This window comes from Alistipes sp. 56_sp_Nov_56_25 (genome assembly GCF_001915285.1).
GTDB classification, from domain to species: domain Bacteria; phylum Bacteroidota; class Bacteroidia; order Bacteroidales; family Rikenellaceae; genus Alistipes; species Alistipes shahii.
Map to the genome: position 1 here is coordinate 97,311 of NZ_MNQF01000063.1, position 14,600 is coordinate 111,910.

10 protein-coding genes and 1 pseudogene are annotated in these 14,600 nt (G+C 62.9%); 7 read left to right on the top strand and 4 right to left on the bottom strand.

The window, feature by feature from the left end:
• Positions 1-22 precede the first annotated feature (22 nt).
• The 5 genes and pseudogenes from BHV64_RS11175 to tsf all read left to right on the top strand — a co-directional run bounded on the left by BHV64_RS11175 (position 23) and on the right by tsf (position 4,249).
• Positions 23-1,219, top strand: a complete 1,197-nt coding sequence (locus BHV64_RS11175) for an energy transducer TonB (RefSeq protein WP_217727036.1) — start codon at positions 23-25, stop codon at positions 1,217-1,219.
• A gap of 224 nt (positions 1,220-1,443) precedes the next feature.
• A complete protein-coding gene (rplM, locus tag BHV64_RS11180; RefSeq protein ID WP_022061030.1) occupies positions 1,444-1,899 on the top strand; it encodes a 50S ribosomal protein L13 in 456 nt (151 codons plus the stop codon).
• 5 nt (positions 1,900-1,904) lie between these two features.
• Positions 1,905-2,248 (top strand): annotated as a pseudogene (gene rpsI, locus BHV64_RS11185) (30S ribosomal protein S9).
• A 213-nt stretch (positions 2,249-2,461) separates the two neighbouring features.
• Positions 2,462-3,382: a 30S ribosomal protein S2 gene (rpsB, locus tag BHV64_RS11190; protein WP_022061028.1), complete on the top strand. Its 921-nt coding sequence runs from the start codon at positions 2,462-2,464 to the stop codon at positions 3,380-3,382.
• Positions 3,383-3,418: 36 nt separating this feature from the next.
• The gene (gene tsf / locus BHV64_RS11195; protein ID WP_118406845.1) at positions 3,419-4,249 is read left to right on the top strand and encodes a translation elongation factor Ts; all 831 of its coding nucleotides are present in this window, start codon (positions 3,419-3,421) and stop codon (positions 4,247-4,249) included.
• A 217-nt stretch (positions 4,250-4,466) separates the two neighbouring features.
• Here the strand turns inward: tsf and BHV64_RS11200 are convergent, their stop codons facing one another.
• The 4 genes from BHV64_RS11200 to BHV64_RS11215 all read right to left on the bottom strand — a co-directional run bounded on the left by BHV64_RS11200 (position 4,467) and on the right by BHV64_RS11215 (position 10,776).
• Positions 4,467-4,919 (bottom strand): S24/S26 family peptidase, encoded by a 453-nt coding sequence (locus BHV64_RS11200; protein ID WP_254886345.1) that lies wholly within the window; start codon positions 4,917-4,919, stop codon positions 4,467-4,469.
• Positions 4,916-5,785 (bottom strand): hypothetical protein, encoded by an 870-nt coding sequence (locus tag BHV64_RS11205; RefSeq protein ID WP_217727094.1) that lies wholly within the window; start codon positions 5,783-5,785, stop codon positions 4,916-4,918. Before BHV64_RS11205 ends, BHV64_RS11200 begins: the two co-directional genes overlap by 4 nt.
• A gap of 150 nt (positions 5,786-5,935) precedes the next feature.
• Complete coding sequence (locus BHV64_RS11210; protein ID WP_217727035.1) at positions 5,936-7,633, bottom strand: ABC transporter ATP-binding protein; 1,698 nt, start codon at positions 7,631-7,633, stop codon at positions 5,936-5,938.
• Entirely contained in the window at positions 7,630-10,776 is a 3,147-nt protein-coding gene (locus tag BHV64_RS11215) for a UvrD-helicase domain-containing protein (RefSeq protein WP_288115964.1), read from the bottom strand. Before BHV64_RS11215 ends, BHV64_RS11210 begins: the two co-directional genes overlap by 4 nt.
• Positions 10,777-10,871: 95 nt before the next feature.
• On the opposite strand from BHV64_RS11215, the gene BHV64_RS11220 reads away from it, so the two are divergent.
• Together BHV64_RS11220 and BHV64_RS11225 are read left to right on the top strand one after the other, a co-directional pair.
• Complete coding sequence (locus tag BHV64_RS11220; RefSeq protein WP_015545995.1) at positions 10,872-11,573, top strand: GIN domain-containing protein; 702 nt, start codon at positions 10,872-10,874, stop codon at positions 11,571-11,573.
• A 99-nt stretch (positions 11,574-11,672) separates the two neighbouring features.
• Positions 11,673-14,513, top strand: a complete 2,841-nt coding sequence (locus BHV64_RS11225; protein ID WP_217727031.1) for a PD-(D/E)XK nuclease family protein — start codon at positions 11,673-11,675, stop codon at positions 14,511-14,513.
• The last annotated feature ends 87 nt before the right edge of the window (positions 14,514-14,600 follow it).

The window sequence follows — 14,600 nt, forward strand, 5'->3', positions numbered from 1 at the left end:
AACCTAAAACTCCTGCCTTATTATGAAACGCTTGTTTATGGTGCTTTTCGGCCTTGCGTCGCTGCATGCGGCTGCGACCGCCGCGAAAACCGCCGGAGAGGAAAAGATCCCCGGAAAAAACGCCGGTGCGGCGGCCAGCCTTTGGCCCGAAAAGATGGACCCCTCTTTTCAGGGAAGCCGTCCGGAATGCTTCAAAATCTGGGTGATCCGCAACCTGCGGTTTCCGGCCGATCGCTACGATGTCGGGGATGAGGCGAAGGTCGAAGTTGTGTTCGCCATCGACAAAAAAGGGACGCTGACCGATCTGAAGGTCACGCATTGCGAGGAGCGGCATTTTGCCGACCGGCTCTGCAAGACGATCGCCCTGTCGCCGAAATGGTCGCCCGGACGGACGAAGGGGAAACCCGTAAAAACGGAGCTGGAGATGCGATTCGTCTTCCGGTTGGTCGCCCCTCCTGCGGGACAGGAGGAGCTGGGGCTTTGCGCCGAGGAGTGCGACATCCATACGACGGCCGATAGGATGCCCCTGTTCTGCGGCGGCGGTCCGGACGGGTTTCGTGCGTGGGTGCAGCGGCAGGTCGACAGCCTGATGGGTCCGGGTGCGCTCACGGAGCCGCGGAAACTGATCCTGCGGTTTGTCGTCGGAAAGGACGGGCGGGTGACTCCTGCCCCCAAACCGAAATATCGGGACGAGGATGCTTTGGAACAGACGGTGCGTCAGGCCATTGCCGCGGCTCCTGCGTGGACTCCGGCGACGATTGACGGAGAGCGGGTTCGTTTCGGGGTCTCGATGCCGGTAGCCTTCGGTCCCGGGGCCGCCGGAGCGGAATACAGCGATAAAGACGCTTACCGGGTGGTCGAGGTCATGCCGAAGTTCTTCGGAGGCGGGCTGGATAAATTCCGGAGTTGGGTGATGGCTGAAGTGAGGTACCCGTCGGACATGCTGAAACGGGGTGTGCAGGGGCGTGTGGTCGCGGCATTCGTCGTCGACAAGGAGGGGCGGATTACGATGGTGGAGATTCTCGAGTCGCCGCATCCGCAATTTTCGGAAGCGGTCGCTCGTGTGCTTGGACGTGCGTCGCGGTGGACGCCGGGCAGGCAGGACGGTGCGCTCGTCCGGGTGGAATACACGCTGCCGGTCGATTTCAAAATTCGCTCGGAACTGCGGTTCCCGAGCGGCGCCGCCGGCCGGAACCGGGGTTCATCCCGTTCGTATTGACACAGCCGCCCGCCTGCCGCCTGCCTGCCAAGGGCGCCCGCTAACGCCGCGCTCCTGCTTCGGAATGCCGCAACTCTCCTGAATACGGGGCCGTTGCGGTTTTTTTGCGCGGTTTTCGATTTTGATTTTCATTTGTTTTTGCAGATCAGAAACTTTTTCGTACCTTTGCGCACCCGCAATGTGCGGGGAACGGATTACAATAAGTTAAATTAAACGTAAAAACAGTGGATTCATTAAGCTACAAGACTATCTCGGCGAACGCTGCGACCGTCACCAAGGAATGGGTGGTGATCGACGCTACGAACGAGGTATTGGGACGTCTTGCATCGCAGGTCGCGAAGATCCTCCGAGGCAAGAACAAGCCCAGCTACACACCCCACGTCGACTGTGGTGACTACGTCATCGTCATCAACGCGGAGAAGGTGAAGCTCACGGGCAACAAAATGACCGACAAGGTCTACACGCGTCACACCGGATACCCCGGCGGCCAGCGTTTCGCTACGCCTGCCGACTATCTGGCAAAGAAACCGACCTTCCTCATCGAGAAGGCCGTCAAAGGCATGCTGCCCAAGACCCGTCTGGGCGACAAGCTGCTGTCGAACCTGAAGGTCTATGCCGGCGCAGAGCATCCCCACGCCGCACAGAACCCGAAGACTATTAAATTAAACGAGATTAAGTAAGAGTTATGGAAGTTGTAAACACCGTAGGTCGTCGTAAGGCCGCTGTGGCTCGCGTATACGTGAAGCCGGGTAAGGGTCAGATTACAATCAACCGCAAAGCGCTTGAAGTTTACTTCCCGCTCGAAATTCTCCAGATTACGACATCGTCATCAACCTCGATGGCGGTGGTATTACGGGACAGGCTTCGGCCGCTCGTCTGGGCATCGCACGCGCACTGTGCGAAATCGACGCGGAGATGCGTCCGGTGCTGAAGAAGGCCGGATTCCTCACGCGCGATTCCCGCGAGGTTGAGCGTAAGAAGCCCGGTCAGCCCGGTGCACGCCGCAAGTTCCAGTTCAGCAAGCGTTAATACGCACGACCGGAATTTCGGCAACGCACGGCGACGGTTCTCAAACCACATGGATACTTATTATATATTGGGAATTTTTCATTTTTAATTCTTAATTTTTAATTAGTCTACTATCTGGTTGCCGCGCCGCGGAAAACTCCCCGGGACCGGCCAGGCCGCTACCCGGAGGGTTGAAGAAAAGAGAATTAAAATTAATCAACGAATTGAATTAAAATGTCACGTACAGATTTTAATACATTATTGGAAGCCGGTGCGCACTTCGGTCACCTGAAGCGCAAATGGAACCCCAAAATGGCTCCTTACATCTTCATGGAGAAGAACGGCATCCACATCATCGACCTGCACAAAACCGTCCTGAAGATCGATGAGGCTGCTGCGGCCATCAAGCAGATCGCCAAGAGCGGTCGCCGCGTGCTGTTCGTAGCGACCAAGAAACAGGCCAAGGACATTGTTGCCGAAAAGGTGGCAGCCGTCGGTATGCCTTACGTCACCGAGCGTTGGGCCGGCGGTATGCTGACAAACTTCCCCACCATACGTAAAGCCGTCAAGAAAATGTCCACCATCGACAAGATGGCGACCGACGGCACGTTCGATAATTTCTCCAAGCGCGAAAAACTCCAGATCTCCCGCCAGCGTGCGAAACTGGAGAAGAACCTCGGCTCGATCGCCGACCTGACGCGTCTTCCGGCGGCTCTGTTCGTCGTCGACGTACAGAAGGAGGCCAACGCCGTGAAGGAGGCCAAACGCCTCAGCATCCCCGTATTTGCAATGGTAGACACTTGTTGTGATCCGACCGACATTGATTACGTTATCCCTGCAAATGACGATGCCACCAAGTCGATCGCCGTGGTTCTCGAAGCCATGTGCGCCGCTATCGCCGAGGGCACCGAGGAGCGCAAGCTCGAAAAGGAGAAGGAGGCACAGGAGGCTGACGCCGAGGGTGCAACCGTTAAGAAGGAGGGCAAGCCCCGCATCAAGAAGGCCGTGAAGGCTGCGATCGATGCCGAGGAGGCTGCCGTGGCAGAGGTTGTCGCCGCTGTCGAGACTCCCTACGAGGAGCCTGCTGCCGCTCCCGCAGAAGCAGCCGAAGTTGTTGCTGAAGCAGCCGAGACCGCCGAGGAAAAGGCAGAATAATTGTATTTACGAACCTTATAGAGAAAGGACAAGATTATGGAAATCAAAGCTGCTGATGTAATGAAGCTCCGCAAGATGACCGGCGCCGGTATGATGGACTGCAAGAAGGCCCTCATCGAAGCTGAAGGTGATTTTGCCCGCGCTCAGGACATTATCCGCGAGAAAGGTAAGCTCATCGTCGCCAAGCGCGCCGACCGCACCGCTACCGAGGGTGTCGTCGTTACGAAGATCGTAGGCCAGAAGGCTTACATCCTCTGCCTGGCGTGCGAGACCGACTTCGTGGCCCAGAACTCCGAGTATTCGGCTTCGGCCGAGGCCATGCTGGAGGTCGCCGTGAAGAACGACGCTGCCGACCGCGATGCGCTGATGGCTGCGAAAAACGCAGAGGGCCGCACCGTCGAGGAGATGGTGACCGAGAAATCGGGTCAGACGGGCGAGAAGATCGAGCTGGCTTACTACGGCCGCATCGAGGCTCCCTACTGCGCCGCTTACGTGCACTTCAACAAGAAGCTGGGTACGATCCTGGGCTTCAACAAGGAGATTCCCGCCGAGGTCGCACACACCGTGACCATGCAGGCTACGGCCATGGCTCCCGTTTCGATCTCGGAGGCGGACTGCCCCGCAGAGGTTGTGGAGCACGAGCGCAAGATCGCCGTGGAGGCCATGAAGCAGGACCCCAAGAACGCCAACAAACCCGAGGCCATTCTGGAGAAGATCGCCGAAGGCAAGATGCGCAAGTTCTTCGAGGAGAACACGCTGCTGGCCCAGCCGGTGGTAGGCGAGAAGGAGTCGATCGCCGACTACATCCACAAGGCCGACAAGGATGCCACGGTCGTGGCTTACAAGCGGTTCGCTCTGGGCGAATAGTCCAGGCCGATTTATGTGAAAACAGACCGGAGCGATCCGGTCTGTTTTTTTTGTTGCCATTTGCGGCTCTCCGCAGGAACCACGGCGGATATTTCCGCACATCCCTCGAAATCCCCGGACGGGACGCACTCCGGCGCTACCCGTCCGGGGATTTTCTCTCCCGGTCTCTTCCGTGGGCTGCCGTAAAAAAGCAGGGCTGTCGAAAGCCCTGCCTTTTTCATTTCCAGCCCGAATACCAGAGCACGCGCAGCACCTGCCGTCGCAGCCAGGGCGGGATCGCGAGCCAGAGGCGCGATCGGAGCTGCCAGCCGGGGGAGTCGCAGCCGACGACGCGGCCCGAGGCGCGGATGACCCGGACGGCGATGCCGGCGACGTCGCGTGTCGTGCACTGTTCCGTGATGCGGTAGTTCCCGTCGCCCGCGAGTGTGAGGCGCTCGCCGTCGCGGCGGACGATGCGGTGGAGGATGTGGCGGCCGCAGCAGCGGAACAGCACCACGTCGCCCGGTTGCAGGCGCGCGGGGTCGGCGCAGGGCGTCAGCACGACCTGGTCGCGCTCGCTGCGCAGCAGGGGCCGCATGCTGTGGCCCTTCATGCGGATCTGAACCTCGCGGCCTTCGGCGAGCATCGCCTCGACCTCGGCGAAGAAGAGTTGGTTGGGGAGCAGGATCATAGCGTCGCGTCGTTGAAAACCGTTCGGCAGGCGAGCTGCGCCGCCGCCGCGTCGGGCAGGCACTCCAGGTGGTAGACGGGAACCTGTGCGATCAGCCGGGAGAGCAGGCCGCAGGTGTCGTCCGAAAGCCGTTCGTCGCGGGCGAAGGCCGGGGGTGCGGAGGGGAGCAACGCTCCGATGGACTCGATCGGCCGCAGGCGGCGGATGCGGTTGTGCGAGGCTTGCGAGAGCCGTACGACGGCGGCTATCGGGCAGCTCTCGTTGCGGTAGCAGGGCGTTTTGCCGCTCCACGGCGATCCGTGGACGAGGGCTTCGCTGTCCGTGGCCCGGATGATCGGACTGTCGTCGTTGAGCAGTTCCGCACCCGGGATATGCTCCCGCCACAGCCGCGTGTGGGTGCTTTTGCCTGTTCCCGATTCGCCGAGGAACAGCACTCCCCGGCCGCGGTAGCGGATCACCGAGGAGTGGAAGGCCACGGCTCCGAGGGGCAGCGCCGCGATGTTGAAAAGAATCCAGACCCCGAACCGGAACAGCGCGGGATTGTGTCCGGGGGTGATGTCGCTACGGGCCGCCGCCGCGCCGTAGGCCATGCGGTAGCGGGCCGGGGCGCTGCCGTCGCGGGGCGTCATTTCGAGCAGGTAGCCCGCCGCGTCGGTCCCGAAACGGCAGTCGGCGTCGGCGTCGGGAAACTCGAAGATGTCGAGTTCGCGGTAATCGGCTTCGGCCGGAATCCGGGGGACGATTTCCAGCGCGAGGTCCGCAGGGCCGGCGCCGAGTGTCAGGAACGGGCGCAGGGCCCGGGTGAAATGCTCTCCCGTGCAGGCGTCGGGCAGGGAGACGCGGATATTGGCGATCGTATAATTCATAAAGCGGTTGTTAGCGTTCATTTTTTTTCGCGCCGGCGGTGCAAGGATATACTCTGCCGTACGAGCCGGGTGAATCGTAGGCCCTCTCCCTCGCTGGGAGAGGGTCGCAGCTGGCGGATGGGAATAAGGGACGGCTTCCGATTCTTCATCTTATTTTTCCAGCGTTATGATTCGGTCGCAGTATTCGAGCGAGGTTTCGCGGTGGGCGATCACCAGCAGCGTAAGGCCCGGATTCCGCGCGGCGATCGCGGCGATCGAACGGTTGATCTCCCCTTCGGTGCGGCTGTCGAGCGCCGAGGTCGCCTCGTCGAAGAAAAGCACGTCGGCGCGGCGGTAGAGGGCGCGTGCGATGCCGATGCGCTGCCGCTGTCCGCCCGAGAGGCGGCTGCCGCATTCGCCGACGGGGGTGTCGATCCCCAGGGGCAGCGAAGCGATGAATTCGCCCAGCTGGGCCGCTTCGAGGGCTTCGGTGACCCGGCGGCGGTCGATTTCGGCGTCCGGGACGCCCGGTGCGACGTTGGCCGCGAATGTTCCGTCGGTGAGGAACAGACGCTGCGAGACATAGCCGATGCGGTTCTGCCATGCCCGGCGGTTTGCGGCGGTGAGGGGCGTGCCGTCGACGGCGATTTCTCCCGACGTGGGTTCGTAAAGGCCCAGCAGGAGGTTGAAAAGGGTGGTCTTGCCTGCGCCCGACGCTCCGCGGATGCCGATGCGTTCGCCCTTGCGGATGGTGAGCGTGAGGCCGTGGAAAAGTTCCCGGCTCTCTTCGGTGAAGCGGAACGAGAGGTTGCGGACCGAGATTTCGCGCTCGAAGGGCAGCGTTTCGCGCGTCGGGACCCCGGGGTGCGCGGAGGCCGGCTCGTGGAGGGCCGCTTCGCGCAGGATGGGGATGGTGTAGCGGTTGTAGCGGATCGTGGCCCAGCCCGACATGATGCCGCGCACGGAGGGCATCAGCCGCAGGGCCGCCACGGCGAAGACGCCGAACAGCAGCTGCGACTGCCCGCCGCCGAAGCTCACGGCCGCCAGCAGGGCCATGCCCACGGCAAGCCCGATCTCGGTGAAGAGTTGGGGCAGCTGGCCGATGTCGGCCTCGCGCGAGCGGGTGCGCACCACTTCGTCCATCGTGCGGTCGAAGGCGCGGAGCATCCCCGGGAAGGCGTCGCTCAACTCGATGTCGGCGTATCCCCGGAAGGTCTCGGCCACGAGGCGCGACTTCTCGCGCTGGGCGCGGTTCTCCTGTTCGCCGTAACGGTTGATGCGGTTGCGGACCAGCGCGTAGTAGAGCCACACCGCGGGGAGGAAGATCACGACGGAGAGCAGCGCCGCGAGGGGCGTGTAGAGAGCCAGCGAGGCGAACAGCAGGACGAAGAGCATCGCCTCGGCGATCATCGCGGCGGCGGGGCGCAGGACCCCGGCGGCGAATGCCAGGCAGACGACGTTGACGTTGCGCGCCAGCACCGAGGAGTTCGAATTGTTGATGAAGGCCAGACCCCGGTCGTGGTAGGCGATGTAGAGGCGGCGCGAAAGGGTGCGGTAGAGGTCGTAGATGTAGCGGCGTTCGGCGCGTGCCAGCAGGAAGTTGACGCCGCATTTGAGGACGATGAACCCCACGACGGCCCCGCAGACCGCGAGTGCGAACGTGCGCGGCGAGGCGACGCCCGACCAGACGTAGACCGTCGCCAGCGGCCCGTCGCCCTCGAATCCCGCGGGGTCGAGCACCAGCGTCAGCACCGGCAGCAGGGCCGCGAGTCCCGCCAGGTTCAGCACGGCGCGCAGCACGAGGGTCGCGGCGATGCGGAGACCCCGGCGGCGGAATGCGGCGGGAAGGCTTCGGAGGATGCTTCTCATGGCTCCACTTTTTCGATTTTACCCAGTTTCACATACCACAGATACCCCTCGGCCGGGGCATAACCCATTTCGCCCAGCAGGCGGAGGTATTCGCGCATCTGCCGGCGGTGGCGTTCGGCGTCGCGCAGGCCGAACTTGTAGTCGACGACGACGACCCGGCGTCCGTCGATCATCACGCGGTCGGGACGCCGCGTCGACCCTCTGCCGGGGATGATGATTTCGTTTTCGTTGCGCACGCGCTCCCAGCCTCCGCCGAACCATTCGCGCACCTCGGGGTGTTCCAAGGCCCGGGCGATCATCTGCCGCAGGGTCGCGGCATCGGCTTCGGACAGCGTGCCGTCGGCCTGCATGCCGCGCACGGCCTCGTGGATTCCGGCCTCGTCGTCGGCCTGCTCGAAGGCCCTGTGCATCAGGATGCCGAGGTTCCGGGGCGAGAGCTCGACCTCGCCGCCGTCCTCGAAATAGCGTTGCGAGGGGAGCCGCAGCCGCAGGTCAGCCTGCGCCGTGGGGTACTCCTCCAGAATGACGTGCTCGGCCTCGGAGTGTTTCGAACCGCCCGCGACGGGGCCCGCGAACTCCCCGAAAGCGAAGTGTTCGCCCGCTTCGTCGATGGTGCAGCTGCCTTCGAAGTCGCCCAGCAGGGCCTTGTCGCCGTCGGTTGCGATGCTCTGGAGCAGCAGCCCCCCGACCGTGCGGCCGCCCTTCTGCGGGATGAAGATGTGCAGCGACTCGGCGGCGCGCGTGAGGGCCACGTACAGCAGGTTGACGTTGTCGACGTGGGCGTAGACCAGCTCGCGGTAGTACTCCGACGAGAAGCCCGATTCGGCCATCGCCTTCTTGTACCTCACCGGGAAGCGGCCGATCGCTTCGGCCCCGTCGCCGCGGGCCTCGGCCCAGACGATGTTCTGCACCGTGCCGCTCGACTTGGGGTCCGGCGACCACGAGCAGTAGGGGATGAGCACGGCCCGCTTTTCAAGCCCCTTGGCCTTGTGGATGGTGGTGATCTCGACCGTCGTGGCGCTCTCCTCGACCGACAGCGAGCGGTTTTTGCCCGTCTCCTCCCACCAGCGGAGGAACAGCGCTATGTCGGCGATTTTCGTCGCGCAGAACGAGATGATCTGCTCGTGGATGGCCTGGAGGTAGGCCGTCTGCCGACGGTCGCCTTGCAGGGCGTGCCGCATGACGATCCGCTCGAACGCCTCCTCGGGCGACAGGAGCCGCACCGAGCGGAAAAAATCGCGTTCCGAATCGTCGAGCGGCCGGTCGAACGGGCGGCCGAGGTAGTGGTTGTAGACGGCGCGCGAGAGCGAGTCGTCGGGGTTGAGCGCCAGCCGCAGGGCCGCGGCGATGAACGAGCTGACGGGGGCGTTGCCCACGATCAGAGCCTCCTGGGTCATCACGTCGAAACGGTAGCGCGGGTCCTCGTTGCGGCGTTTGAAGTCGAGCAGTTCGGCGGCGACCTTCGCGCCGTCGGTGGCCCCGCGCACGAGGATCATAATGTCGCACGGCCGGAATCCCTTGTCGATCAGCGCGCAGATGCGCTCCACGACGGGCGGCCGCTCGGCGAAGGTCTCGACCGAGACGTAGCCCGGGTGTTCGGCCTTGCGGCGCGGGAGCTGGGCATGTCCGCGGTAGGCGTCGGCGAGGGTGTCGCGCAGCGCGGCGGCCTCCGCGGGATCGACGGAACCCTCCTCGGAGGCCTTTGCGAGGGTTTCGTTCAGCGCACGGTTGTCCGCGGCGACGATCCGTTCGATGATGCGGTTGTTGAAGGCGACCACCGCGGGGAGGCTCCGCCAGTTCTCCCGCAGCACCTCGACTTGGGTGTCGCCCGCGCCCAGCGCCTGCTGGGCCTCGCCGTGGAGGATTTTCCAGTCGCCGCCCCGCCAGCGGTAGATCGACTGCTTGATGTCGCCCACGATCAGCACCGAGGTCTCCTCCGACTGCGCCATGGCGTTTTGCAGCAGGGGCAGGAAGTTTTCCCACTCCTTCAGGGAGGTGTCCTGGAATTCGTCGATCATAAAACGCTCGAAACGGTTGCCCACCTTCTCGTAGATGAACGGCGCGTCGTTGTGGCCGATGAACTCCGAGAGGACGTATTTGGTTTCCGAGAGGAGCATCATGTTCTGCTCGTCGCACAGCTGCTGCACCCGCTTGTAGAGGTCCGACAGCAGGGCGAAGCTGCGGTAGTTCTCCTTCAGCAGGTCGCAGGTGTTCCAGCTCTTGCGGTTGGCGTCGTAGATGTCGCACATTTCGCGCAGCAGGGGTTGCAGCTCGGGGGCCAGCGCCTGCGCGGGCGATCCCTTGGCGCCCCAGCCCTCGGGCGCGGCGGCCATCTTGGCCACCGTCGCGCCGTAGGGTTTCAGTTCGCCCGCGGCGACGGTGAAGAAATAATTGGCGAAGCTGCGGCTCTTGCCCGAAAAGTCGGCGGCCGTAAGTCCGGCCCGGGAGATGATCGCAACGGCCCGGGCGGCGGTCTGCTGCAATTGCTTTTTGGTCGCCTCGGCCTGCGCCGCGGCGCGCGATACGATCCGGCCCAGTTCCTCGCGCGACCGCGGCACCGACAGCGCGTCCTTGTTCTTCTCCTTGAACAACTCGCCGCCGAGCGAAAGGATGCCGTCGCGGATGTCCCATTTGCGGCCCTCGTCGATGCGCTCCTGCACGAACTCCGTGAGCCAGCGTTGCAGGTCGCGGTCGACGGTGATCTGCTCGATGAGCGTGTCGGCGCCCTTCGACAGCACCGAAGCCGTCTCGATCTCGACATTGTAATTGAGGTCGATGCCCAGCTCCTTGATGAAGGCCCGCAGGATGCGCTGGAAGAAGGTGTCGATCGTCAGCACCGTGAAGCGCGAGTAGTCGTGCAGGATTTTCGAACGCACCTCGGCGGCGCGTTTGCGCACCGAACGCTCGTCGAGCGACAGCTCGCGGCAGAGGTTTCCCAGATAGGGGCTTGCGCCTCCCGAGGCCAGACGGTGGATCTCCTTCAGGATGCGCGATTTCATCTCCTCGGTGGCCTTGTTCGTGAAGGTCACGGCGAGGATGTGGCGGTAGAGGCCCGGCTGGTCGATCACGTCGCGGACGTACTTGTAGGCCAGCTGGTAGGTTTTTCCCGATCCGGCGCTTGCATTCAGAATCTTCGCTCTCACTGTCCGAAATTTCGTTTTAATGGGTAAAAATACAAAACAAATCCCGAACTTCGCAATAATTTTGTAATTTAGCGGAGCTAAAACAAGATCTTGTTATGAAGAAAATGATTCTGACGGCCGTGATGCTGGCCGCCGCAGCGCTCTGCCGGGCGCAGCAGCCCGCCGAAACCGGGGAACGCCGCGAATGGCTCACGTCGTTTACAGCCGTCGAAGTGTCGGCGCCGCTCGACGTCAAATTCGTGCAGGTTCCCGACACCGAAGCCCCCAAGATCGTCTACGACACCAAAGGTTCCTATACGACCAAATTCCGCGCCGAGGTGAAGGACAAGGTGCTGCGCATCACGGAACGCTCCGACGCCCGCCGGCCCGACCGCACTTCGGTGACGGTTTATTACAATTCGCTGGAGCGCGTCGCCATTGCCGACGCCGTGGCGACGTTCGACAGCACGCTGGTGGCCACGGTCCTCGACCTGACCGTGGGCGGCATGGCGCAGGTGACGGCCCGGATGGATGTCAAGGACCTGAAAATGGAGCTTACGGGCAAGAGCACGGCGACGCTGACGGGCGCGGTGCGCTACCTTTCGCTGTTCGTCTCGACCGGAAAACTCGAAGCAGCGGGGCTGGAGGTGATGGCCGCCGAGGCCAACGTCACCAGTTCGGGCGTTGCTGCGCTGTGGGTGACCGACCGTTTCCAGGGCAAAACCTCGACCGGGGGCAAGATCACCTACAAGGGCGCTCCGCCCATTGTGCGCAGCGGCGCGAAGTTCATGGGCGGCGACATCACAAGGGTGGAGTGATTCGCAATTCATAATTCATAATTCACAATTTTGACTTTGCTGAAGTCGGTTTTAAACGTCTGCAAACTAAATTATTGTGAATTGTGAATTTTGCATTATATGAAAACCTTTCTCCACGAAGTTGCCGAAGACCTCTATGCCCGTTACGGCGAAGGGCTTTCCGAAAGGGCGATCCTCTTTCCGTCGCGTCGTGCGCGGCTGTTCTTCGTCGACGCCCTGACGGGCATCGCCGGGCGTCCGATGTGGCAGCCCCGGTGGGTGACGGTCGACGATCTGACGACCGAGATTTCGGGACTCCGCACCGGGGACCGCGTGCGGCTGATCACCGAACTCTACAAAATCTATTCGGAATACCACGCCGAGCCGTTCGACAAGTTCTATTTCTGGGGCGACATGCTCCTGACGGATTTCGACACCATCGACAAATACCGGATCGACGCCGCGATGCTGTTCCGCAACATCTCGGAGATCAAGGAGATCGAGGCCGACATTTCGTACCTTACTCCCGCGCAGCTGCAAATCCTGCGTTTCTGGTCGACGCTCGCCGACGAAACCGATCTCTCGGAGGAGAAGCGCCGCTTCCTGGCGATCTGGAAGACCCTGGGGCCGGTTTACGCCCGCTTCCGCGAACGGCTCTCCGAGCTGGGCATCGCCTACAACGGCATGGTCCAGCGGGCCGCCGCCGACCGCATCCGCGGCGAGGGGTATGCCTTTCCCGAGGCGCGGCAATATGTCGTGGCGGGATTCAACGCCCTGTCGGAGTGCGAGAAACAGCTATTCCGCTTCCTCTCGACGGCTGCCGAGACCGATTTCTACTGGGATTACGACTCCTATTATAAAGACCGCCCCGAGCAGGAGGCCGGGATGTTCGTGCGCGAGAACGTCGTGCAGTTCCCGCCGCGCGGGGACGTGTCGCACGACAACATGGAGCGTCCGAAGGAGCTGACCGCCGTGGCCGCCGTGTCGAACGCCGTGCAGTGCAAGCACGCCGCCGCGATCCTGCGGGAACTGGCCGCACGGGGGCCGCTGGACAAGCGCACCGCCGTGGTGCTGACCGATGAAAACCTGCTCCTGCCGCTGCTCTACGCCCTGCCGCCCGAGATCGGGAAGGTCAACGTCACGATGGGCTATCCGCTGCGGGCCAGCCTGGCCTACACCTTCGTCGAACGCCTCGTGGAGTTGCAGGCCCACCGCCGCACGAAGGGCGCAGGATGCACGTTCTACCATGCCGACGCCGTGGGCATTCTCGCGCACCCCTACGTCGCGGACAGCGATGCTCGCGAGACCCGCGCCATGCAGGACGAGATCGTGCGCGAACGGCGCATTTCGGTCGACGCCGCATGGCTGGGACGCAACGACCTGCTGCGGATGATCTTTTCGCCCGCCGCCGCGTGGCGCGAGCTGTCCGACTGGCTGCTGCGGGTCGTCGCCGCCGTGGCCCGGACGCCCTACGAGGGCGACGACCGGCGTCAGCGCGTGGAGTTTCTGGCCGTGATTTCGGAGGAGATTTCCAAACTTCGCAATTCGCTGGACGAGTGCGACATCGAGTTGACGACGGAGGTTTACACCTCGCTGCTGCGTCGCCATTTGCAGACCGTGCGCATCCCCTACGAGGGCGAGCCGCTCGAAGGGGTGCAGGTCATGGGCATCCTCGAAACCCGCAACCTCGATTTCGAAAACGTCGTTCTGCTCTCGATGAACGACGACAACTTCCCGGGCAACCACATGGCGCAGGCGTCGTTCGTGCCCTACAACCTGCGGGCGGCCTACGGACTGCCCACGCCCGAGCACCACGAGGGAGTTTACGCCTACTATTTCTACCGCCTCGTGCAGCGCGCCCGGCGGGTGTGGATGCTCTACTGCTCGCACGCCGACGACAAATCGACGGGCGAACCGAGCCGCTACATCTACCAGCTCGACTACGAGAGCGGATTTCCCGTCCGGAAGGTCGAGGTGGGTGTGGATGTCAACCTCGCCGAGACCGATCCGATCGAGGTGGCCAAGGACGAGGGGATCATGCAGCGTCTCGGACGCTTCACCGACCCAGAATCGAAGGCCACGCTCTCGCCGACGGCTTTCTTCCGCTATGTGGCCTGTCCCCTGCGGTTCTATTTTCACTCCGTGGCGCGTCTCCAGGCCGACGACGAGATCGCCGAGGAGGTCGACGCCCCGATGTTCGGCACGATCCTTCACGCCGCGGTGCAGAAACTCTATGCCCGGATCGTGGGCGAGGCGCACCCCGGCGAGACCCTGCGGGCGATGATCCGCACGGGTGAGATCGCCGCGGCGGTCGAAGCGGCGATCAACGAGAATTATTTGCAGGACCCCGCGGCCACGACCGACGACTATACGGGCAACCTGCTGCTGGTCAAAGACATCGTTACGCGCTATCTGCGGGGCGGGGTGATGCCCTACGATGCGGCGCACGACGGTTTCACGGTCACGGGGCTGGAGCAGGAAGTGGCATACGGATTCGATTTCACGGCGGCGGGCCGCCCCCTTTGCATGAAGTTCGCGGGCATCGCCGACCGCATCGACGCGCTGGACGACGGAACGCTGCGCGTGGTGGACTACAAGACCGGGGCGCCGCACCTGGAGTTCGCCGGGGTGGAGAGCCTTTTCCGCGGCGAAGGCAAACAGCGGCTTTCGAACATCCTCCAGACCTTGCTCTACGCCATGATGCTCTACCGTACGCGGGGCGTCGACGCCGAACCCGCGCTCTACTACGTGCGGGCGATGAACCGTCCCGACTACCTGCCGACGCTCGACGACCGGGAAACGGGCGTCCGCGGCGGACGTTACACGCTTTATGCCGAACGGTTCGAGGAGTTGGTGCGCCAAACGCTGGCGGAACTCTACGATCCCTCGGTGTCCTTCCGCCAGTGCGAGGACGCCGACACCTGCAAGTTCTGCGATTTCAACGTGATTTGCAAGAGGTAGTTTTTGCGGCCTGCGGCCGCGGGATTTCATGTACTTTTTTCCGCAAAAAGTACCAAAAACTCCCCGACGGATGCCTTTGCCTGCGAC

Bases quoted from the DNA above. Each gene is read 5' to 3' on its own strand.
- BHV64_RS11210 (WP_217727035.1), bottom strand. From the start codon at position 7,633: ATGAGAAGCATCCTCCGAAGCCTTCCCGCCGCATTCCGCCGCCGGGGT.
- rpsB (WP_022061028.1), top strand. From the start codon at position 2,462: ATGTCACGTACAGATTTTAATACATTATTGGAAGCCGGTGCGCACTTC.
- BHV64_RS11220 (WP_015545995.1), top strand. From the start codon at position 10,872: ATGAAGAAAATGATTCTGACGGCCGTGATGCTGGCCGCCGCAGCGCTC.
- BHV64_RS11205 (WP_217727094.1), bottom strand. From the start codon at position 5,785: ATGAATTATACGATCGCCAATATCCGCGTCTCCCTGCCCGACGCCTGC.
- BHV64_RS11200 (WP_254886345.1), bottom strand. From the start codon at position 4,919: ATGATCCTGCTCCCCAACCAACTCTTCTTCGCCGAGGTCGAGGCGATG.
- BHV64_RS11175 (WP_217727036.1), top strand. From the start codon at position 23: ATGAAACGCTTGTTTATGGTGCTTTTCGGCCTTGCGTCGCTGCATGCG.
- tsf (WP_118406845.1), top strand. From the start codon at position 3,419: ATGGAAATCAAAGCTGCTGATGTAATGAAGCTCCGCAAGATGACCGGC.
- BHV64_RS11225 (WP_217727031.1), top strand. From the start codon at position 11,673: ATGAAAACCTTTCTCCACGAAGTTGCCGAAGACCTCTATGCCCGTTAC.